This is a genomic window from Micromonospora sp. NPDC049275 (assembly GCF_043197115.1).
In the GTDB taxonomy this organism is placed as follows: Bacteria; Actinomycetota; Actinomycetes; order Mycobacteriales; family Micromonosporaceae; genus Micromonospora.
The window spans coordinates 194,791-214,137 of the sequence record NZ_JBICSN010000006.1 but is presented as its reverse complement, the minus strand read 5'-3'; the positions used below and the strand labels follow the sequence as shown (position 1 = coordinate 214,137).

16 protein-coding genes and 1 pseudogene are annotated in these 19,347 nt (G+C 73.2%); 10 read left to right on the top strand and 7 right to left on the bottom strand.

The features are described 5' to 3' along the window. Window positions 1-41 precede the first annotated feature (41 nt). Both ACGFIE_RS20555 and ACGFIE_RS20550 read left to right on the top strand, forming a co-directional pair. Complete coding sequence (locus ACGFIE_RS20555; RefSeq protein WP_393296743.1) at window positions 42-605, top strand: acyltransferase; 564 nt, start codon at window positions 42-44, stop codon at window positions 603-605. Next, a complete protein-coding gene (locus ACGFIE_RS20550; RefSeq protein WP_393296741.1) occupies window positions 605-1,303 on the top strand; it encodes an acyltransferase in 699 nt (232 codons plus the stop codon). The genes ACGFIE_RS20555 and ACGFIE_RS20550 overlap by 1 nt, the downstream gene beginning before the upstream one ends. 20 nt (window positions 1,304-1,323) lie before the next feature. Here the strand turns inward: ACGFIE_RS20550 and ACGFIE_RS20545 are convergent. After that, window positions 1,324-1,866 (bottom strand): annotated as a pseudogene (locus tag ACGFIE_RS20545) (glycosyltransferase); the annotation flags it as partial. A gap of 854 nt (window positions 1,867-2,720) precedes the next feature. On the opposite strand from ACGFIE_RS20545, the gene ACGFIE_RS20540 reads away from it, so the two are divergent. Continuing rightward, window positions 2,721-3,824, top strand: coding sequence for a glycosyltransferase family 4 protein (locus tag ACGFIE_RS20540; RefSeq protein WP_393296739.1), 1,104 nt, complete (start codon window positions 2,721-2,723; stop codon window positions 3,822-3,824). Beyond that, on the top strand, window positions 3,821-5,101 hold the full coding sequence (locus ACGFIE_RS20535; protein ID WP_393296737.1) for a glycosyltransferase: 1,281 nt from the start codon (window positions 3,821-3,823) through the stop codon (window positions 5,099-5,101). Before ACGFIE_RS20540 ends, ACGFIE_RS20535 begins: the two co-directional genes overlap by 4 nt. Window positions 5,102-5,233: 132 nt before the next feature. Here the strand turns inward: ACGFIE_RS20535 and ACGFIE_RS20530 are convergent, their stop codons facing one another. Further along, window positions 5,234-6,469: a glycosyltransferase family 4 protein gene (locus tag ACGFIE_RS20530; protein WP_393296735.1), complete on the bottom strand. Its 1,236-nt coding sequence runs from the start codon at window positions 6,467-6,469 to the stop codon at window positions 5,234-5,236. 217 nt (window positions 6,470-6,686) lie between these two features. On the opposite strand from ACGFIE_RS20530, the gene ACGFIE_RS20525 reads away from it, so the two are divergent. Genes ACGFIE_RS20525 through ACGFIE_RS20515 form a run of 3 tightly spaced genes read left to right on the top strand, consistent with a single transcriptional unit; the run spans window position 6,687 to window position 10,439 of the window. Next, complete coding sequence (locus tag ACGFIE_RS20525; RefSeq protein ID WP_393296996.1) at window positions 6,687-7,622, top strand: NAD-dependent epimerase/dehydratase family protein; 936 nt, start codon at window positions 6,687-6,689, stop codon at window positions 7,620-7,622. 8 nt (window positions 7,623-7,630) lie between these two features. Then, window positions 7,631-9,034 carry an oligosaccharide flippase family protein gene (locus tag ACGFIE_RS20520; protein ID WP_393296733.1) on the top strand — a complete coding sequence of 468 codons (1,404 nt, stop codon included), beginning with the start codon at window positions 7,631-7,633 and terminating at the stop codon, window positions 9,032-9,034. Further along, window positions 9,024-10,439: a glycosyltransferase gene (locus ACGFIE_RS20515; RefSeq protein WP_393296731.1), complete on the top strand. Its 1,416-nt coding sequence runs from the start codon at window positions 9,024-9,026 to the stop codon at window positions 10,437-10,439. The genes ACGFIE_RS20520 and ACGFIE_RS20515 overlap by 11 nt, the downstream gene beginning before the upstream one ends. Window positions 10,440-10,460: 21 nt before the next feature. Here ACGFIE_RS20515 and ACGFIE_RS20510 read toward each other — a convergent pair whose 3' ends face one another. After that, window positions 10,461-11,807 carry an O-antigen ligase family protein gene (locus ACGFIE_RS20510; protein ID WP_393296729.1) on the bottom strand — a complete coding sequence of 449 codons (1,347 nt, stop codon included), beginning with the start codon at window positions 11,805-11,807 and terminating at the stop codon, window positions 10,461-10,463. Between the two features lie 408 nt (window positions 11,808-12,215). Between ACGFIE_RS20510 and ACGFIE_RS20505 the strand changes: the two genes are divergently transcribed. From ACGFIE_RS20505 to wecB, 3 genes are read left to right on the top strand one after another with little or no spacing between them, the layout of a single operon-like run. Then, on the top strand, window positions 12,216-13,256 hold the full coding sequence (locus ACGFIE_RS20505) for a polysaccharide biosynthesis protein (protein ID WP_363687629.1): 1,041 nt from the start codon (window positions 12,216-12,218) through the stop codon (window positions 13,254-13,256). Then, window positions 13,250-14,374 (top strand): NAD-dependent epimerase/dehydratase family protein, encoded by a 1,125-nt coding sequence (locus tag ACGFIE_RS20500; protein WP_393296727.1) that lies wholly within the window; start codon window positions 13,250-13,252, stop codon window positions 14,372-14,374. Before ACGFIE_RS20505 ends, ACGFIE_RS20500 begins: the two co-directional genes overlap by 7 nt. Window positions 14,375-14,396: 22 nt before the next feature. Then, window positions 14,397-15,521 (top strand): non-hydrolyzing UDP-N-acetylglucosamine 2-epimerase, encoded by a 1,125-nt coding sequence (wecB, locus tag ACGFIE_RS20495; protein ID WP_393296725.1) that lies wholly within the window; start codon window positions 14,397-14,399, stop codon window positions 15,519-15,521. A gap of 74 nt (window positions 15,522-15,595) precedes the next feature. Here the strand turns inward: wecB and ACGFIE_RS20490 are convergent, their stop codons facing one another. The 4 genes from ACGFIE_RS20490 to ACGFIE_RS20475 are packed head-to-tail and all read right to left on the bottom strand — an operon-like array spanning window position 15,596 to window position 19,303. Next, window positions 15,596-16,816 (bottom strand): glycosyltransferase, encoded by a 1,221-nt coding sequence (locus ACGFIE_RS20490; RefSeq protein ID WP_393296723.1) that lies wholly within the window; start codon window positions 16,814-16,816, stop codon window positions 15,596-15,598. Further along, the gene (locus ACGFIE_RS20485) at window positions 16,813-17,460 is read right to left on the bottom strand and encodes an acetyltransferase (RefSeq protein WP_393296721.1); all 648 of its coding nucleotides are present in this window, start codon (window positions 17,458-17,460) and stop codon (window positions 16,813-16,815) included. The genes ACGFIE_RS20490 and ACGFIE_RS20485 overlap by 4 nt, the downstream gene beginning before the upstream one ends. Next, entirely contained in the window at window positions 17,457-18,122 is a 666-nt protein-coding gene (locus tag ACGFIE_RS20480; RefSeq protein ID WP_393296719.1) for a sugar transferase, read from the bottom strand. Before ACGFIE_RS20480 ends, ACGFIE_RS20485 begins: the two co-directional genes overlap by 4 nt. Beyond that, on the bottom strand, window positions 18,119-19,303 hold the full coding sequence (locus tag ACGFIE_RS20475; protein ID WP_393296717.1) for a DegT/DnrJ/EryC1/StrS family aminotransferase: 1,185 nt from the start codon (window positions 19,301-19,303) through the stop codon (window positions 18,119-18,121). The genes ACGFIE_RS20480 and ACGFIE_RS20475 overlap by 4 nt, the downstream gene beginning before the upstream one ends. Window positions 19,304-19,347: the final 44 nt, after the last annotated feature.

The following is a 19,347-nucleotide window of genomic DNA, read 5'->3' as shown; positions in this document are numbered from 1 at the left end:
GATGCGCAGTTGACCGGTGGAACCCAGGAATCGAGGTCCGAATGCTCGGTGTGCTGCGGGGCGTACGGGTGGCACTGCGCGACCGTCTGGCCGCCGCACGGGATCCGGAGGGCTTCGCCCGGTCCCTCGGCGTCGACCTGCGGGGGCGGGTCCGGTTCTACGGCATCGACCGGGCGATGTTCGGCTCCGAGCCGTGGCTCGTCTCGCTCGGCGACAACGTCTATGTCACGGCCGGCGTCCAGTTCATCACCCACGACGGCGGCACGCTGATCCTCCGCAAGGAGGTGCCCGACCTGGAGTGGACGGCGCCGATCCGCGTCGGTGACGACGTCTACCTCGGCGTACGCACGACCATCCTTGCCGGTGTGACGATCGGCAACCGGTGCGTCATCGGCGCCGGCTCGGTGGTGACCCGCGACATCCCGGACAACAGCGTCGCGGCCGGGGTGCCGGCCCGCGTCATCCGTACCGTGGACGACTATCTCGAGCGGTTGCGGGCCCGGTCGCTGGGCTGTGGTCACCTGCCGGCGGCCGAGAAGGCCGCCGTGATCCGCCGGATCTACGGGGTCCCGGAACAGGCTGGCGCCGGCCGGGCGGGCGTCTGATGCGGGTGGCGGCGGGGCGGCCGGGCGCCCTTCTCGGCCCGGTGATCGGGGCGTTGGACCGCCTCCTGCGCACGACCTCCCGGGCCCGCCGTGCCGTCCGAGGTCTCGCTCTGGCCCGGCGGTTCGCTGCTCGGGGCGACAACTTCACAGTCGACCCCGACGGGGTCTACACCTGCGAGACGATCGAGGTCGGGCACAACGTGGATCTCGGCTACCGGCCCATCCTGATGGCGGCCCGGTCCAGGATCCGGATCGGCGACAACGTCATGTTCGGTCCCGAGGTGACCATCCGGGGCGGCAACCACCGCATCGACCAGGTAGGCGTGCCGATGATCGCGGTCGACAAGGTACCCGGCGACGACACCCAGGACCGGGGTGTGTCAATCGGCGACGACGTCTGGGTGGGCACCCGGGCGGTGATCCTGCACGGCGTGACCATCGGCCGGGGCGCGGTCATCGGCGCAGGCGCGGTCGTCACGCGCTCGGTGCCGCCGTACGCGGTGGCCGCCGGCAACCCGGCCCGGGTGATCCGCCTGCGCTGGCCGGTGGCGACCATCCGGGCCCACGAGCGGCAGCTCTACCCGGTGGACCGCCGACTGTCCACCACCGAGCTGGCGGCTCTGGCCGACCTGCCGACGCCCGCCCCGAACCCGGCGCCGGTGACGAAGTCGCTGACCACGGGCGTCCAGGCCCGGTAGTCGAAACAGTGGGCCTGCTCGCGGGCCGCGCGGCTCATCGCCGCCCAGGCCATGTCGTCGAGCCGCAGCGCCCGCTCGATTCCGCGCCGGACGTCATCCGCCCCGCAGCCGGCCAGCACGATCCCCTCCCGGCCGTCCACGACGTAGCGCCGCAGGTCACTTGTGTGGTTGAGCAGCACCGGGCAGCCGGCGGCCAGACTCTCCGGCACCTTGGACGGGAAGCCCGCCTGCGCGTACCCGGCCGGGGGCCGGACCAGGACCGAGAAGTGCGCCCGGCGCAACTCGGCGAGGATCTCGTCACGAGGGACCCAGCCGAGGAAGCTCACCTGGTCGTCGAGGTCGCGGAGTCCGGCGTCGTCCAGGTCGGAGAGGCGGCCCGCCTGCTCCCGGCTAATTCCCGCGATCACCAGGCGCACCCGGCTCCGGTCGTCGGGCGCGAGGCGACGGAGGCCCTCCAGCACCACGGCCAACTGGTCCTTCGCGCCTGCCGATCCGGCGTAGAGGAGCCGCAGTCCACCGGCGAGCGGGGGCGGCGCGGGGTCGGTGTAGTCGGCGCAGTCCACCTGCGGCGGCACCACGAGTGTCGGGCGACCGCTGTCGACGAAGCGTCGCTCCAGCGTCTCCGAGATGGCGATGATCCGGTCCGCCAGTCGTCCGGCCAGAAAGGATGTCCACCGATGGCGGATGAAGTACGGCGTCAGCCACCCCCGGGGGAACTGTGCCCGGTCGTGTCGCTCCAGGACGTCGACGGTCACGGGGCAGCGCACCGCCGCACGGAGCACCACCCAGGTGGTCAGGGTGAACAGGCCGGCAGGGAGGTAGACGCCGGCCAGGTCGTTCGGGCGGATGCCCGCGCCACGCAGCGCGGCCAGCACCCGCAGGGGCCACAGGCGCCGGTGCAGCCAGCGGCCCGGCACCCCGCCGCCGACCACGCGACGGTGCAGCTCGATCAGCCGTACGCCGGGCGGCAGGTGGGGGGCGACCGGCGGGCGTGATCCGTCCTGTGGCCAGTCGTTGACCACCACTGTCACGCCGCCGACCGGGGTGGCGGACCGGGCGAGGTGCAGCAGACGGTTGGACAGGGCGTCACCGTGCGGAAACCGGTAGGCGGCAAGCGCCAGCACATGCGGCGTCGAGGCCGGCCGCGATGCGCGGACGGGTCCCGCGATGGTGGTGGGCTCGCCCACTGTCGTCCCCCTTGGGAGAGCTCAGGCCAATTGGTCGTTATAACCCTTTAGTCTAGGCAAAGCCCCGTGCTCCGCGTGCCGTCACCTCGCACGGCGCGTCGCAGTTGCCGTACATGTGCGGTGAGCGGGCCGATGAGGTCCGCTGCCGAGCCGCCGTCGGAATGAGAGGTCATGCAGCGTCGCACCGCGCCCGAGCACCGATGCCGTTCGTCGTCGCGCGGAGTCGAGCCGTGACGCGGCCGGTGGTCGTGCAGCACTCGGCCGGAACCCCGGGCGCCAACGGTCCGCTGACCGCCGTGCAGCGGGTGCTCTCCTCGCCCCTCGCCGAACGGTACGAGTTCGTCCGGATGCACCAGCACGCGGGCAACGGCGGCCTGAACGTGTCGCTGCTGCGGGAATGGGTGGGCCTGCTGCGCCGGGTGCGACCTGCAGTGGTGCACGTGCGAGGGCTGCAGAACGAGGGTTTCCACGGCGTCCTCGCCGCCCGGCTCGCCGGCTGTCCCCGTGTCCTGGTCACCGTGCACGGGACCGTACGCGACCTGCGTCAGCCCGGTCCCGCCTGGAAGCGCCGCGCGCTCGTGCACGGGGCCGAGCCCGCGACGCTGCGGCTGGCCAGCCACGTCGGCGTGGTCTGCGAGTACGCCGCCGGCCGCGACTTCCTACGCGGCCTGGGCCCGAAACTCGTCGGGGTGATCCCCAACGGGGTTCCGCTGCCGGCGCACCCGCGCGCCGCCCGCCAGCGCGTGCGCGCCGACCTGGGGCTGCGGCCCGACGACGTGGCAATGATCGCGGTGTCCCGGTTGACCTGGGAGAAGGGCTTCGGCGTCCTCGCCGACGCGCTGCGGCGCCTGCCACCGACCACCGCCGGCAGGCAGCCGTCGGCCGCGCGTCGGGTGCTGCTGGTCGCCGGCGACGGGCCCGACCGCGACGGGGTGTCCGCCGCGCTGGCCCACGCCGGCGAGGTCGAGGTACGCCTGCTCGGCAACCGGCTCGACGTGCCAGACCTGCTCGCCGCGGCGGACCTCTTCGTCTTCCCGACCCTGCACGAGAACCTCTCCAACGCGTTGTTGGAGGCGATGGCGCACGGGCTGCCGGTGGTCGCGTCGGCGGTGGGCGGCAACGTGGAGGTGCTGCGCTCCGGCGGTGGCCGGCTGGTGCCACCGGGCGACCCGGACGCGCTCGCCGCCGCGCTGGCCCCGCTGCTCGACGACCCCGGCGAGCGCGGGCACCTGGGGGAGTTGGGTCGCAAGGTGGTCGCCGAGGGCTACAGCCTCGACGTCATGCTTGGCGCTCTGGACCGCGTCTACCAGCGGGTGCTCGGGGAACGGGCGTGACGCCGCCGGGCGGCCCGCGCGTCACGTTCCTGGGCTTCACAGTGCCCGACGACGTGCTCGCCGAGATCATCGCCCGCGACACCATCATGCCCACGCAGACCCACACCTTCGCCTGGGGTCTGGTCCACGCCCTGCGGGCCGCCGACTGTCCGGTGCACCTGCTCTCGGCGGCGCCGGTGTCCGGCTGGCCCGGCAACCGGCAGGTCCGCTTCCGGGCCGGCCACTTCCGGCAGGACGACGTGGACGGTCACCTGCTGGCGTTCGTCAACCTGCTCGGTCTCAAACACCTGACCCGCTTCGTGGCCGCCTGGCGCACCGGGGGCCGGGCGCTGCGCGACCGGGACACCGAGGTGCTGCTGGTGCACGGGGTGCACTCGCCCTTCCTGTGGTTCGGCGTGCTGCGGGCGCGGCGGCGCGGCGTCCGGGTCGTGCCGGTGCTCACCGACCCGCCCGGGGTCGCGCTCCCCACCGACGGTCGCCTGGTCCGGCTGCTGCGCGGGCTCGACGTCGCGCTGGTCCGGGCCGCCCTCGCCCGCTGTTCCGGGGTGATCGCCCTGACCCCCGCGCTCGCCGACGACTTCGCCCCCGGCCGTCCACGCCTGGTGATGGAGGGCATCTGCGGGGTCGATCCGGCCGCCGACGACCGGCCCGCGAGCGCCGGGTCCACCCGGGACATCGTCTACGCCGGCGGGCTCAGCCGCGCCTACGGCGTCGATCGGCTCGTCGAGGCGTTCCGCGGCCTGCCCGGGGACGACCTGCGGCTGTGCCTGTACGGGCGGGGCGAGTTGGCCGGGTGGCTGCGCGAACAGGCGGCCGTGGACCGGCGCGTCGTGCCACCCGAGCTGCTGCCCCGGGCGGAGCTGCTGCCCCGGCTCGGCCGCGCCGCCGTGCTGGTGAATCCCCGCCCAGTGGACCAGGACTTCGTCCGCTGGTCGTTCCCGTCCAAGATCATCGAGTATCTCGCCGCGGGTGTGCCGGTGGTGAGCACCCGACTGCCCGGCATACCACCCGACTACGCGCCCTGGCTGTCGTATGCGGAGTCGGACACCGCCGACGGTCTGCGCGCGGCGATCGGCCGGGTGTTGGACCTGCCGGTGGCGCAGGCGCGGGCGCTGGGCGCGGGCGGGGCCCGTTTCGTGCGGGAGACCCGCGAACCGGCCGCCCAGGGTCGCCGGATGCGCGACTTCCTCGCCGGGTTGACCGGGCAGACCGGCCTGACCGAGCAGCGTGGCGCCCCGGCCGTCGTCGGTGCGACGCTCCCGCAGCGGCCGGACTGACTGCTCATCGGGCGTCGACGGGTGATCGGGTCGTCGCGGCGGACAGCCGCTCGCCGTGACGCTCGGGATGCGCTCGCCTCTCCGGCTGCACGGCCCCCGAGGTCCGACCGAACGGCTCGGACGTCAGCGGGGTCAGCCCCGCCCGCTGGCGGCGGCCTTGCCGAGCAGATCCTCGATCTGGTCCACGCCGACCCGCAACGACATCCGATCCAGGTAGAGCTGGCGACCCCGACGGCCCATCACCGCCCGCTGCTCGCGCGGCACCTCGGCCGCGGCGACGAACTGGTCGGCAAGCGCCCGCCAGTCGTCCGGCGGGCAGACCAGACCGGCCCCGCCGGCGCTGACCAGACTGGCGGCGTCGCCGTCGGCCGACATCAGCACCGGCGCACCGCAGGCCAGCGCGGCCTGCAACTTCGACGGAACCGTCCCGCGCAGCCACGGCAGATCACGCAGCATGACCAACTGGTAGTCGGCGGCGGCGTACAGCTCGGCCATCTCGGCGGCCGGACGGCGGCCGAGGAACCGGACGTTGTCCGCGCCCAGCTCGTCGGCGAGCTGCCGGGCCTGTTCCGCGCCCAGCCCGGTACCGACGAAGACCAGGTCCACCGCGTCCGGTACGGCCGCCGCCGCGCGGATCGCCACGTCGACGCCCTGCAACAGGCCCAGGTTGCCGGCGAACATCACGGTGGTCCTGCCGCGGTGGCCGATCGCTCGGCGGGCCGCGTCGGTGCCGGGCACCGGCCGGAACAGCGCCTCGTCGGTCCAGTTGAACACGGTACGCACCGCACCCGGGTCCACGCCCCGCTCGACCACCTGCTCCGCCATCGCTGGCGCGATCACCGCGATGCCCGCGCAGGAGTGGTAGATCCGGCGCATGCTGGCGGCGAGCAGGCGGTCCAGCGCCCGGCCGGCCATCCCGGCCGGCGCCATCCCGGACGTCGTCACCGACTCCGGCCACAGGTCCTGCACGTGCAGGACTGTCGGTACGCCCCGCAGCAGGCGCAGCAGGCCGGCGGCGGCGTACGAGGTGGGCGGCGGGTGGTAGACGTACAGCGCGTCGACGCCGCACAGGTGTCGCGGGGCGGCCACGGTGCTGGTGGCCGCGAACGAGAGATAGCTCGCCGCCCGGCGAAGCCCGGACCGGTCGTGACTCGGGTACGCCGGCACCCGGCGCACGGTCACCCCCCGGTCGGAGGCCCGATGGTTCCACCGCTGCCGCCAGCCGGGATAGGTACGCCCCAGCGGCAGGCTCGGAAAGGTGGTCAGCACCCGGACGTCGTGGCCGCGTCGGGCCAGCTCCGTGGCCAGTTGACCGGGCACGAACGTGCTCTCCGGCGGATACCACTGACTGATCAGTCCGATTCGCATGCCCCGGCTCTCCCGTCGACAAGGCCACCCGGGGCACACAACGGCCGGACGGCGACGAAGGACACGCGACACGAGGTCCGTTTTGCGTGACTTGCGGGAACAGGGCTCGTTGTCACACTGGTGGGCCGTCGCGGTCACCGCCACCGTGCCGCCGGGCGGGCATCGCGCCGCCGGGCGGCTCGCCAGCCGAGCCGAAACGGGGAGATCGTTGAGAGTAGTGGTGACCGGGGGCGCCGGCTTCATCGGCGCCAACCTGGTGCGGGCGCTCGCCGAGACCCCACAGGTGACCGAGATCGTGGTCGTGGACGACCTCTCCACCGGCCTGCTCGACAACCTGGACGATCAGCCGATCCGGCTGCACCGGGGCACCGTGCTCGACCCGGATCTGCTCGACGAGGCGTTCGCGGGCGCGTCCAGCGTCGTGCACCTGGCCGCCCTCGGGTCGGTGCCGCGCTCCATCGACCGGCCGCTGCCCAGCCACCACGCCAACGCCACCGGGACCCTGATGGTGCTGGAGGCGGCCCGTCGCCACGACGTGGGCCAGCTGATCCTCTCGTCGTCGTCGTCGGTCTACGGCACCAATCCGGTACTGCCCCGGCAGGAGGGGCTGCGGCCCATACCGGTCTCGCCGTACGCGGTGTCCAAGCTGGCCGCCGAGGCGTACGCGGTCGCCTACGCGGCCTGCTACGGCCTGCCGGTGCTGCCGTTCCGCTTCTTCAACGTCTTCGGCCCACGGCAGGCCGCCCACCACGCGTACGCCGCGGTGCTGCCGCGCTTCGTCACCGCCGCGCTCGCCGGTGAGCCGCTGCGGGTGCACGGCGACGGCCGGCAGACCCGCGACTTCACCTTCGTCGGCAGCGTCACCTCGGTGATCGTCGACGCCATCGTGCGCCGCGTGTCCACCACGGACGTGGTCAACCTGGCCTTCGGCGTGCGGGTGTCGCTGCTCGACCTCGTCGCCGAGCTGGAGGACATTGTGGGTCGGCCGTTGTCGGTGGTGCACGAGCCGCCACGAACGGGCGACGTGCGGGACTCCCAGGCCGACTGCGCCCGCCTGCGGACGCTGTTTCCCGCGGTGCGGCCGGTGCCGCTGCGCACCGGCCTCGAACGCACGGTGGCCTGGATGTCCGATCACGTCCTCGCGGATCAGTAGGGACGCCGATGTCGTCCGGGGTCGCCGAGCGGACCCGGCACACCCGTAAACCTGGCGCACACCGCCGCCGCCCCGACCGTGGTCGCCGGCTGCTCTCCGGCGTGGCCACCGCGCTGCTGAGCCGGTTGGCCGGGCTCGTCGTGCCGATCGTGCTGGTGCCGGTGACGCTGCCCTACTTCGGCAACGACCTGTACGGCCTGTGGATGGCTGTCGCCGCGCTGGCCGGCATGGCGGCCTTCGCCGATCTGGGGCTGGGCAGCGGGCTGATGACCAAGCTGGCCCCCTGCTACGCCCACGGCGACACCGTCCAGGCCCGCCGCTACATCTCCAGCGCGTACCTGACCCTGTCGGTGCTCGCGCTCGTCCTCACCGGTCTGCTCTGGACCTGCTCCGGCGCGGTGCCGTGGTCGGCGCTGTTCAACGTGACAGGTCAGGTCACCCCGGAGCAGACCCGGATGATCTCGCTGATCTGTCTCACCGCGTTCGCGCTGAACGTCCCGCTCAGCCTGATCGCCCGGGTCCAGTACGCCTACCAGCAGGTCGGCCGGAGCAACGTCTGGCAGACCACCGGCAGCCTGGCCGCGCTCGGCGCGGTGCTCGGCGTGGTCCGGGCCGGCTGGTCGCCGATCCTGGTGGTGGCCGTCTCGGTCGCCACGCCGCTGCTCGTCAATCTGCTCAACACGCTGTGGTTCTTCGGCCGGCAGGAGCCGCGGATCCGACCGGCGCCCCGCGCCGTGCGGCTCGACACCGCCGTGGAGCTGACCCGGCTCAGCGGGCTGTTCTTCGTGCTCACCGTGGTCATCTCGTTCGCCACCAACGCCGACACGCTGATCATCGCGCATGCGCTCGGCCTCTCCGCGGTGGCCGGCTACGTGGTGCCGGCCAAGTTGCTGTCCCAGCTCGGTCAGCTCGTCGTCCTGGTAAACGTGCCGCTCTGGCCGGCCAACGGCGAGGCCCTGGCCCAGGGGCAGGTGGACTGGGTGCGGCGTACCACCCGGCGGATGACGGTGCTGTCCGTGCTCGCCGCCGGCCTGCCCGCGGTGGCACTCGTGGCCGTCGGCGACCGGCTGTTCGCCGCCTGGCTGCCGGTGCCGATGGGCGGCGACCGGTGGCTGCTCGCCGGCCTGGGCGTCTGGTGGCTGTTGCAGTCGGCGCTCTCGCCCCGGTTCATGGTGCAGAACGCCGGAGGCGTCCTCGTCCCGCAGTTGTGCGGTTGGGGAGCGTTCCTGGTGCTGTCGGTGCTCGGCAAGTGGTTCGCCGCCGACCGGCTCGGCGTTGCGGCCGTGCCCTGGGTGGGCGCCGTCGGCTACGCGCTCACCGTCGCGCCGGCGGCGCTGTACGGATATCGCCGGACGCTGCGGCGCCACCGCGGCCCGGCCGTCGAGGAGGAACTGGTGGACAGTGCGCGCTGACGACTATCCCCGCGTGCTCGTGGTGAGCGCGGCCGTGTTCGACCGCTCCACCGGCACCGGCATCACCCTGTCGAACCTGTTCACCGGCTGGCCGGCGGACCGGCTCGCGCAGCTGTACGCCGAGGATCGCCCCCCGGGCCCGGAAATCGTCGGCACGTTCGCGCGGTTCGCGCCGCGCAACGCGCCGGTGGAGTATCACCTGTTCCGGCAGTGGGAACGCGTCCGCCGGCCGCTGCGGGCCGTCCTGAAGGGCCCGGTCGGCGTGGTGGGTGCGCCCAGCCCGGCAGGTGGATCGGTCGCCGTGGCCCGGAACCCGGCGCCGGGTGCGCTGCGCATCCACCTGCGTACCCAGCTGCGGGCCTTCGTCGACCTCAGCCCGGTCCGCGTACCCCCGGACGTCCGTCGCTGGCTTCGTGACCAACGGCCGGACGTGGTCTACACGACGCTGGGCAGCATCCGGATGATGCGCCTCGCGGTCGCCGCGGCGCAGGAGTGCCGGGTGCCGCTGGTTCCGCACTTCATGGACGACTGGCCCACGACGCTGTACACCGGTGGCCAGGTGCTGGGTCTGCCCCGGCTCGCCGTCCGCGCCGGGTTCCGCGACGTTCTGCGGCACTCCTCGTACGGGATGGGGATCAGCGAGGCGATGGCGCGGGAGTTCGCACGCCGCTACCGGCTGCCGTTCGCCGCCTTCGGCAACTGTGTCGACGCCGCCGACTTCGCCGATCCCCACCGGCCCGCGCCGGATCGGCCGGCGGGGACCCCTGTCGAGCTGGTCTACGTCGGTGGGCTGCACCTGGACCGGTGGCGGTCGCTGCGCCAGGTCGGTGCGGCCGTGGGCGAGCTGGCCGCCCGGGGCATACCGGCGCGGTTGACCGTGCACGCCCCGGCCGCCGACGTCGGCCGCTACGGTGGCGCGTTCGCCGGGATGCCAGCCGTCCACCTGGGCCGGTCGCTGGCCAGCGGGGAGGTCTCCGGGGTGCTGCGCCGGGCCGATGTGCTGGTGCACGTCGAGTCGTTCGCCGCCGAGCACCGCAGGTACACCCGCTACTCGCTCTCCACCAAGATCCCGCAGTACCTCGCGGCCGGCCGTCCCGTACTCGGGTTCGGCCCGGCCGAGGTGGCGTCGATGGCGCACCTGGCGACGGCCGACGCCGGTGCGGTGGTCGGCCACGACGACCCGGCTGCCCTCGCCGCCGCGCTCGGCCCGCTCTGCGCCGACGCGGAGTTGCGGGCTCGTCTGGGCCGGCGAGGGCTGGCGTACGCGGAGCGTCATCACCGCACCGACCGGGTGGCGGCCCGCTTCGCCCAGGTGCTGCGGGAGGCGGCGGGTCGACCGGCTGGCGCGGCGGTGGTGCCCCGACCCGGGCGGGCTGCCGCGTTGGAGGGGTCGGACGTCGGTTGAGGACCCGTCCCGCCGGCGGCGCTACCGGCTGGTCGTCACCGTCCGCCCGCGGACCGTGACGGTCGGCGCGACCGTGCTCGGGCGTCGGCGACGGCTGCGGGCGTGTCGCGCGGCGATGCCCGTGTGACGTCGCGGGCCCCAGATCCCCGGCAGGACTGTGACAAGCGCGAGCACCAGCCAGAAGGCGAGCGACGTCTCCCACTGGCCGGTCAGCCAGATCGGCAGCATGATCCCGACGCACGCGCAGGCGGTCAGGAGCCCGGCCCGGCCCGTGCGGGCGGTGCCGACGAGCGCCCCGGCCATCGTCGCGAAGTAGAGCGCGACGCCCACCAGACCCAGATCGTTGCCGACGGTGAGGAGCAGGTTGTGCGGTCCGATCTCGAACGGGTTGGTGCCGATGAACACGCCCGCCCCGGAGCCGGCCAGCGGCGACTCGGACCAGGTCGACAGCGCGTACGGCCAGATCGACAGGCGGCCGGAGATGTCGCCGGTGGGCCGTCCGTACAGGCCGTCGAGCCAGAGCAGCTCGGCCTTCGGCGCCAGCCCGAACGGCACCAGCGCGACAAGCGCGGCGGCGAGGCCGGCGACGGTGACCGCTGTCAGTCGGGGCGCGATCCGGGTGGCGAGCGCGACGACGAGACCGAGCAGGACGCCGATGGCGGCGCCCCGCGATCCGGTGAGCAGCACGGCGTACCCGAGTAGGACGATCAACGCCAGCGGGGCGAGGCGCAGCAGCGGCCGGTGCGCGCCGGCCGCGGCGAGCACCAGGGCCAGCACCACCCCGGCGGCCAGGGTGTACGCGGTGACGTTCACCTCCTTGCCGGCGATGCCGTACCGCTCGGCGAAGAGCAGCACCTGCCCCTGGGACCGGGCGCCGGTGGCCACCTCGACGGCGACCACCGCGCATCCGCCGAGGAACGTCCAGCCGACCAGCAGCAGGTCCCGCCGTCCCCGCACGACGTGCCGGCAGGCCACGAACAGCACGCCCACCGAGATGTAGCGGTAGGCGGCGGGGCCGGTGAGGTCGGTCCGGCTGCTCCAGAGCAGGCTGGCGGCGGCCCAGCAGCCGGTGAGCAGCGCGGCGACGTCGAGCGGGCGCAGCCTGGGCAGTCGGCCGGTCAGCACGATCGCGAGCACCGCGAGGATCGCGCCGTAGTTGAACGACCACCACGGCGGGCGGGCCGCCAGGAAGGCGACCACGCACAGGGTCAGGACGGCGGGCAGGCTGCCGGCAGGTGGGGCCGGTGGGGATGCGGGGCGGGCATCCGCCGCTCGGCGGCGTCGGCCGATGGCCGGCACCAGCGGTTCGGTGGCGGTGCGGTAGCGGGGGCCGGTGGCGGGCCCGGTCTCCGGCGGTGCCGCGGTCATCGGTCACGCTCCGGCTCGGGGTCCCGCATCGGGCCGGAGAGGTGACCGCGCGGCATGGGACTCCTTCTCTGGAACGACCGGGTGCGACCCCTCGTAGCGGCGGACCCGGGAACGGTCCGCGCCGGCCGGGGCCGGGGAGCGGCACGGGACCGTTTCTATCAGGTAACGGGCCGCGAAGAGGTCAATTCACCGCATAAGCGTATGGTCTTTAGGGCTCTGATGGGTAATTGAACCCCCTTTGCTACCGAACGCGTATCTGCTCCTCCGAGCATTCGTTGACCCGGATGCCGAATCCGTCGCGGAGTCGAACCTGGCCGCCGGAGGCCGGTGCCCCGGAACGTGGCGCGTCGTGCTCCGCCCGGGGGTGGCGGGTGGAAGCCGCCCGTCGGACGACGAACGGGAGAACCAATGAGCGTGACGACCGCGGGTCGCCGGGTGCTGATCACCGGTGGGACCGGATCCTTTGGACAGACCATGGCCCGGCGGCTGCTCGACCGTGACGTCGCCGAGGTGCGGATCCTCAGTCGGGACGAGGCCAAGCAGGACGCCATGCGCCGGTCGATAGGCGACGAGCGGGTGCGCTACCACATCGGCGACGTCCGCGACGTCGACACAGTGGTGCGCGCCACCCGGGGCGTCGACTTCGTCTTCCACGCGGCGGCGCTCAAGCAGGTGCCCTCCTGCGAGTTCTTCCCCCTCGAAGCGGTACGCACCAATATCCTCGGCAGTGGCAACGTGGTCGAGGCCGCCGCGTACAACGGGGTCAGCTCGGTGGTCGTCCTCAGCACCGACAAGGCCGTCTACCCGGTGAACGCCATGGGCATGAGCAAGGCGCTGATGGAGAAGGTCGCCCAGGCGTACGCCCGGAACAACCCGAACAGCGCCACCACCGTCTCCTGCGTCCGGTACGGCAACGTGATGTACTCCCGCGGCTCGGTGATCCCGCTGTTCATCGAGCAGATCAAGGCCGGCCGCGCGCCCACCGTCACCGAACCCGCCATGACCCGCTTCCTCATGTCGCTGGCCGACTCGGTCGACCTGGTCGAGCACGCGTTCCACCACGCCCGCCCCGGCGACGTGTTCATCCGCAAGGCCGCCGCCTGCACCATCAGCGACCTCGCCGAGGCGGTCTGTCAGCTCTTCGACGTGCCGTTCAAGCTGGACGTGATCGGCGTACGGCACAGCGAGAAGTGGCACGAGACCCTGGCGAGTCGCGAGGAGTTGGCCCAGGCCGAGGACTTCGGCGACTTCTTCCGGGTGCCGCTGGACGCCCGGGACCTCAACTACGCGCTCTACGTCTCCGAGGGCGACCTGGGCGACACCCCCCGCGAGGACTTCAACTCGGCCAACGCCACCCGGCTCGGCGTACCCGAGGTGGTGGAGTTGCTCCGGGCGCTGCCGGAGGTCCGGGCGGAGCTGGCGCTGCGTGACCCGGTGTTGGCGTGCTGAGGCTCGCCGTCACCGGCGGCGGCGGTTTTCTCGGCTGGCACGTGCGCGTCCTGTTGCACGCGCTCGGCTGGCCCGAGCCGACCGTGCTCACCCGCGCCGACCTGGCCGACCCGGCGACTGTCGCCCGCAGGATCGCCGGGGTGGACCGGGTGCTGCACCTGGCCGGAGTCAACCGCGGCGAGCCCGCCGACGTGGCGGCCGGCAACGTGCAGCTCGCCGCCCAACTCGCCGCCGGCCTGCGAGCCTGCCCGGAACCGCCGGCCGGAGTGGTCTTCGCCAACTCGGTCCAGGCCGGCAACGGCACCCCGTACGGCGACGCCAAGGCCACCGCCGCCGGCATCCTCGCCGAAACCGGCGTGGCCCTGGACGACGTGCTGCTGCCCAACCTGTACGGCGAACACGGCCGGCCCTGGTACAACTCGGCGGTCGCCACCTTCTGCCGGGTGCTCGCCGAGGGCGGACGGCCCGAGGTGCACGCCGACCGGGAGATGGACCTGGTGCACGTCACCGACGCGGCGGCCCGACTGGCCGGGGTGGCGGCGGGCGGCTCCTGGGACCCGGGAATGCCGGCGCTGCGCATCGGGGTCCGCGACCTCGCCGACCAGCTCACCTCGTACGCCGGCATCTACCGCACCGGCGAGATCCCGCCGCTGCGAGACAGGCACGACGTACGGCTGTTCAACACGTACCGGTCGCACTGCTTCCCGGCGCACTATCCGCTCGTCCTGCCCAGCCGGGCCGACGCCCGCGGCACGCTTGTCGAGACGGTGAAGACCCACGGGGGAGCGGGGCAGACGTTCTGCTCGACGACCCTCCCCGGTGTCACCCGCGGTGAGCACTTCCACCTGGCCAAGGTGGAGCGGTTCGTGGTGCTGCGTGGCAGCGCGGAGATCAGCCTGCGCCGCGTCGGCGACACCGACGTCCTCCGGTTCCCGGTCAGCGGCGACGAACCGGTCGTCATCGACATGCCGACCATGTGGGCGCACAACATCACCAACACCGGCCCGGACGAGTTGCTCACCCTCTTCTGGACCAACGAGCTGTTCGACCCGCAGCGACCGGACACCTGGCCGGAGCCGGTCGGCGGCGAGCACCGCGTGCCAGCCGGCGTCCGGTGAGCGACAGGCCAAGGGAGACCCCATGACCCGCGTGATGACAGTCGTCGGCACCCGCCCGGAGATCATCAGACTGTCCCGGGTGCTCGTCCGACTCGACGAGACAGTCGACCACGTGCTGGTGCACACCGGGCAGAACTGGGACAGCAGCCTCTCCGACGTGTTCTTCTCCGAGCTGCGCCTGCGCGAACCCGACCGGTTCCTGCGCGTCGACACGTCCTCGCTGGGCCGGGTGCTCGGCGGGGTGCTTGTCGGCATGGAGGCGGCGATCGCCGAGGTGCGGCCGGACGCCCTGCTCGTGCTCGGCGACACCAACAGCTGCATCGCCGCCCTGATGGCCCGTCGGATGCGGGTGCCGGTCTACCACATGGAGGCCGGCAACCGCTGCTTCGACCTCAACGTGCCGGAGGAGACCAACCGCCGGCTGGTCGACCACGTGGCCGACTTCAATCTCGTCTACACCGAACACGCCCGGCGCAATCTGCTCGCCGAGGGTCTGCACCCGCGCCGGATCCTGCACACCGGCTCGCCGATGCGGGAGGTCCTGGAGCACTACCGGGCGCCGATCGCCGGCTCGACGATCCTGCGTCAGCTGGAACTCGACAGTGGCCGGTACTTCCTGGTCAGCGCACACCGCGAGGAGAACGTGGACCGGCCCGACCGGCTCCAGCGGCTGCTCGACTGCCTCGTGGCCGTTCGTGACCGGTGGGGTTTCCCGGTGCTGGTCTCCACCCACCCCCGCACCCGCAAGCGCCTGGAGGCGCTCGCCCCGGACGCCACAGCCCTGGACGGCATCGCCTTCCACGACCCGTTCGGCCTGCTCGACTACGTACACCTGCAGACGAAGGCGTACTGCACGCTGTCGGACAGCGGGACGATCAGCGAGGAGGCGGCGATCCTCGGCTTCCCCGCGGTGACCCTGCGGGAGTCGATCGAACGCCCGGAAGCGCTCGACGCCGGCGGCATCATCATGACCGGCCTGGACCCGCAGGGAGTCGTCGAGGCGGTCGAGGTGACGGTGGCGCAGGTCGCCGCCCAGGGCGTGCCCTGCCCGGTCGACTACCAGGTGCCCGACACCTCCCGGCGGGTGGTCGACTTCATCCTCTCCACCGTGCGCCGCCACCACGACTGGGCCGGCATCCGGCACTGACACGCGGGGGCGGTCGGTGGTCCGGCGGGACCGGCCACCGGCCGCCCGCCGTCGTGGGTCAGCGCCGTCGTGGGTCAGCGCCGTCGTGCCGCCACGTCCTCCACGATGTCGGCCACCTCCGCCGCGGCCCGCAGGTCGTCGAAGGACGCCAGCACGTGCCGACGGGCCAACCGGCCGCGCAGCCGCAACGTGCCGCCGGCCCAGGCGCGGTACGCCGCGTCGAGCGCGTCCACCAGAGCCGCCGGGTCGGCTGGCGGAACGACCCATCCGGAGCGGTCGGTGACCGCCTCCGGCAGGCCGCCGGCCCCGCTGACGATGCTCGGTACGCCCATCGAGCCGGCCTCCACCGCGGCCCCCGGTCCGTCGCAGAGCGACGGGGAGACGCTGACGTCGGCCGCGGCGTAACAGGGTCGGACGTCCGGGACGGACTCCACCCAGGTCACCGCCGGATCGTCGGTGACACCGAAGCGATCGCCGAGCTGCCGCCGGTAGCTCTCCCCGGCCGCCGTCCAACCGCCCCCGACCAGCAGCAGATGCGCGTCCGGGTGTCGACGGCGAAACGTCCGCCAGGCCGTCAGGAGTACATCGTGCCCCTTCACCCCGCGACCGGAGTGGACCAGGCGCTTGGGCGGGTAGACGTAGCTGACCAGCACCGCCAGGAATGCGGACTGGTCGATGCCCAGCTCGGCGCGGAGCTTCGCCCGCTGGTCCGGGCCGGTGGCGTCTGGGCTGAACGCGTCGGTGTCCACCCCGTACACGGCGACAGGTCGCCGCTGCGGCGGGCAGCCCAGCTCCCCGTACCGGGTGGAGGCGTACCGGCAGCCGCACACCACCACGTCGTCGAGCCGCCACAGCATCCGCTCCACCGAACGAATCAGGCTCGACTCCAGGTATGCCGGGCCGGCCACCATGTGCACCCGGCGTACCGGGAGGCCCAGCGTGGCCAGCCGTACCGCGTACGCCGAGGCGATCAGGTGGTACTGCACCACGTCGGAGCGCAGCCGGCGCAGCAGCGACCGCAGCCGCAGCAGCCCGACCGGCGCGGACCATCCCAGTGTGAAGTCGTACGGCGACGGCAGCACCTCGACTCCGCGGCGCTCCAACTCGTCGGTCAGCCGGCCGGCGCCCGCGGGCAGCACGACAGTCACCTCGTGGCCGCGGTGGCGCAACTCGTCGACCTGGGGGAGCAGCCAGGTCCCGCCCGCGTTGGTCTTGACCAGCACCGCGATCCGTAGCCGGCGCGCACCGTGCGGGTGGCCCACGCGCGGGCCGCCGGAGGCGCCGTTCGCGCTCACCGGGCCGGGACTCCCTTGACGACGACGCCGGCCGGTACGTCCCGGACCACGCAGGCGCCCGCGCCGACTGTGGCGTCGGCGCCGACCCGCAACCCCTGCAACACCACAGCGCCCGCCCCGATCATCACGCCGTCGCCCAGCCGGCAGTCGCCGGAGACCGCGCCGAGCGGGTTTACCGACACGTGGTCGCCGACCTCGCAGTCGTGCGCCACGGCACTGTTCTGGTTGAGGTGCACGTGCCGCCCGAGCGTGACGTTCGTGGTGACCCGGGCGCCGGGAAACGCGATGAGGCCCTCGCCGTAGACGGCGTCCGGGCCGACCGTCGCGTCCGGGTGGATCAGCACCGCCGCGGGCAGCCCGTGGGCGGCCACCCGCAGGTCCACCGCCCGCCGGGAGGCCGGGTCCCCGATGCCCAACGCCAGGTACGTGCCGGCGGGCTGGTCGGCGAGACGAGCCGTACCGCCCAGGTAGGGCACCTCCAGCCGCTGCACCCGCTTCAGGTTGACCTCGCTGGGCCGGTCGTCGACGAAGCCACGGACCCGCCAGACCGGCTCCCCGCCGGCGGCCGCGTTGACGGCGCGGACGATGCCCAGCACCTCCCGGCCGTGGCCGCCGCAGCCGACGACGACGATGTCCAGGCTCACCGGTGACTCGTCGTCGGAGCGTGACCGGTGCCGGCGGTGGCGAGTCCGGACGGGCCGAGGTACTCGCGGGCGGTGGCCACGCCCGGCGCCGTGATGCCCTCGCGGAGCAGCACGATCCGTACCGTGCGGAGCAGGATGCGCAGGTCCAGCGCGAGCGAGCGGTGCCGCACGTAACGCACGTCGAGCGCGAACCGTTCCTCCCAGCTCAACGCGTTGCGCCCGTAGACCTGCTGGAGGCCTGTGATGCCGGGTCGGACGTCGTGGCGGCGAAGCTGTTCGGGCGTGTACCGGGTCAGGTACGCCGGCAGCAGCGGACGCGGCCCGACCAGGCTCATCTCGCCGCGCAGCACGTTCCACAGTTGGGGCAGCTCGTCCAGGCTCGTGGTCCGCAGCCACCTGCCGAACGGGGTGAGCCGCTCGCCGTCGTTGGCCGGCGCGCTGTCCTCGCCGCCGACGGTCATCGAGCGGAACTTGACCAGGTGGAACAATCGGCCGTGCCGACCCGGCCGGGCCTGCCGGAACAGCACCGGCCGGCCCATGGTGACAAGCACGGCCAGCGCCACGGCGGTGAGCACCGGGGCTGCCAGCAGCAGACCGGTGGCGGCCAGGAGGACGTCCAGCGCCCGCTTGAGGGCGTCGTAGGGGCGGGGTCCGCTCGTCATCGGCGCTCCTGGAGAAACTCGCTGATCGTCGCGAACACCCGGTCGACCTGGTCGTCGGTGAGCGCGGAGCCGCTGGGCAGGGAGAGGCTGGTGGCGAAGAGGCGGTCGGCTACCCCGGTCAGGGCGGCCGGTTGGTCGGCGTACACCGGTTGGCGGTGCATCGGTTTCCACATGGGGCGGCTCTCCACGCCGTGGGCGACCAGGTGCTCGGCCAGGTGGCCGGCCTGCCAGCCGGCACGTTCGGGCTCGACCACCACTGAGGTCAGCCAGCAGTTGGAGCCGGGGTCGTCGGCGCCGAGGATCCGGGTGCCCGGCACGGCGGCGAAGAGGTGGGCGTACCGGTCCCGCAGCGCCCGCCGTCGGGCGATCATCGCGTCCAGCCGGCTGAGCTGCGCCCGGCCGAGGGCGGCCAGCAGCGTGCTGAGCCGGTAGTTGTAGCCGACGTCGCGGTGTTCGTAGTGCGGCACCGGCTCGCGCGCCTGGGTGGCGAGGTGGCGGGCCCGGGCCACCAGGGCGGGGTCGTCGGAGACGAGCATCCCGCCGGCCGAGGTGGTCATCACCTTGTTGTGGCTGAACGAGTAGATCCCCACCCGGCCGAGGGTGCCGGCGTGGCGGCCCCGGTAGGTGGAGCCGAGGGCCTGCGCCGCGTCCTCGACGACGGGTACGCCTGTCGAGGCGCAGAGCGGCAGCAGCCTGTCGTAGTCGGCGCACCGACCGTTGATGTCCACGCTCAGCACGGCGGCGACCCGCCGGCCGGCCTCGGCGAGTCGTCCGAGCAGGTCGGAGAGCAGGTCGACGTCGAGGTTGCCGGTGGCCGCGTCACAGTCGACGAAGACCGGTTCGGCGCCCGTGTAGGTGACCGCGTTGGCGGTGGCGGCGAACGTCAGGGTGGGCACGACCACCACGGAACCGGGTCCGGCGCCGACAGTGAGCAGCGCCAGGTGCAGCGCGGCGGTGCCGGAGGAGAGCCCCAGCGCGTGCCCGACGCCGACCCGCCCGGCGACCTCCCGCTCGAACGCGCCCAACTCCGGGCCCTCGGGGTCGAAGCGGCCGGCGCGGAAGGCGCGCAGCAGGTAGGACTCCTCCAGTTCGCCGACGTCCGGCGGGGAGAGGAAGACCGGGTCGGTGACGGCCGGGCCGCCAACGCGCGCCTCGGGCGGACGGTGGTGGATGAGATCCACGGACGGCGCCTCCGATCAAAGGTGCTGATAGACCACAATGGTTG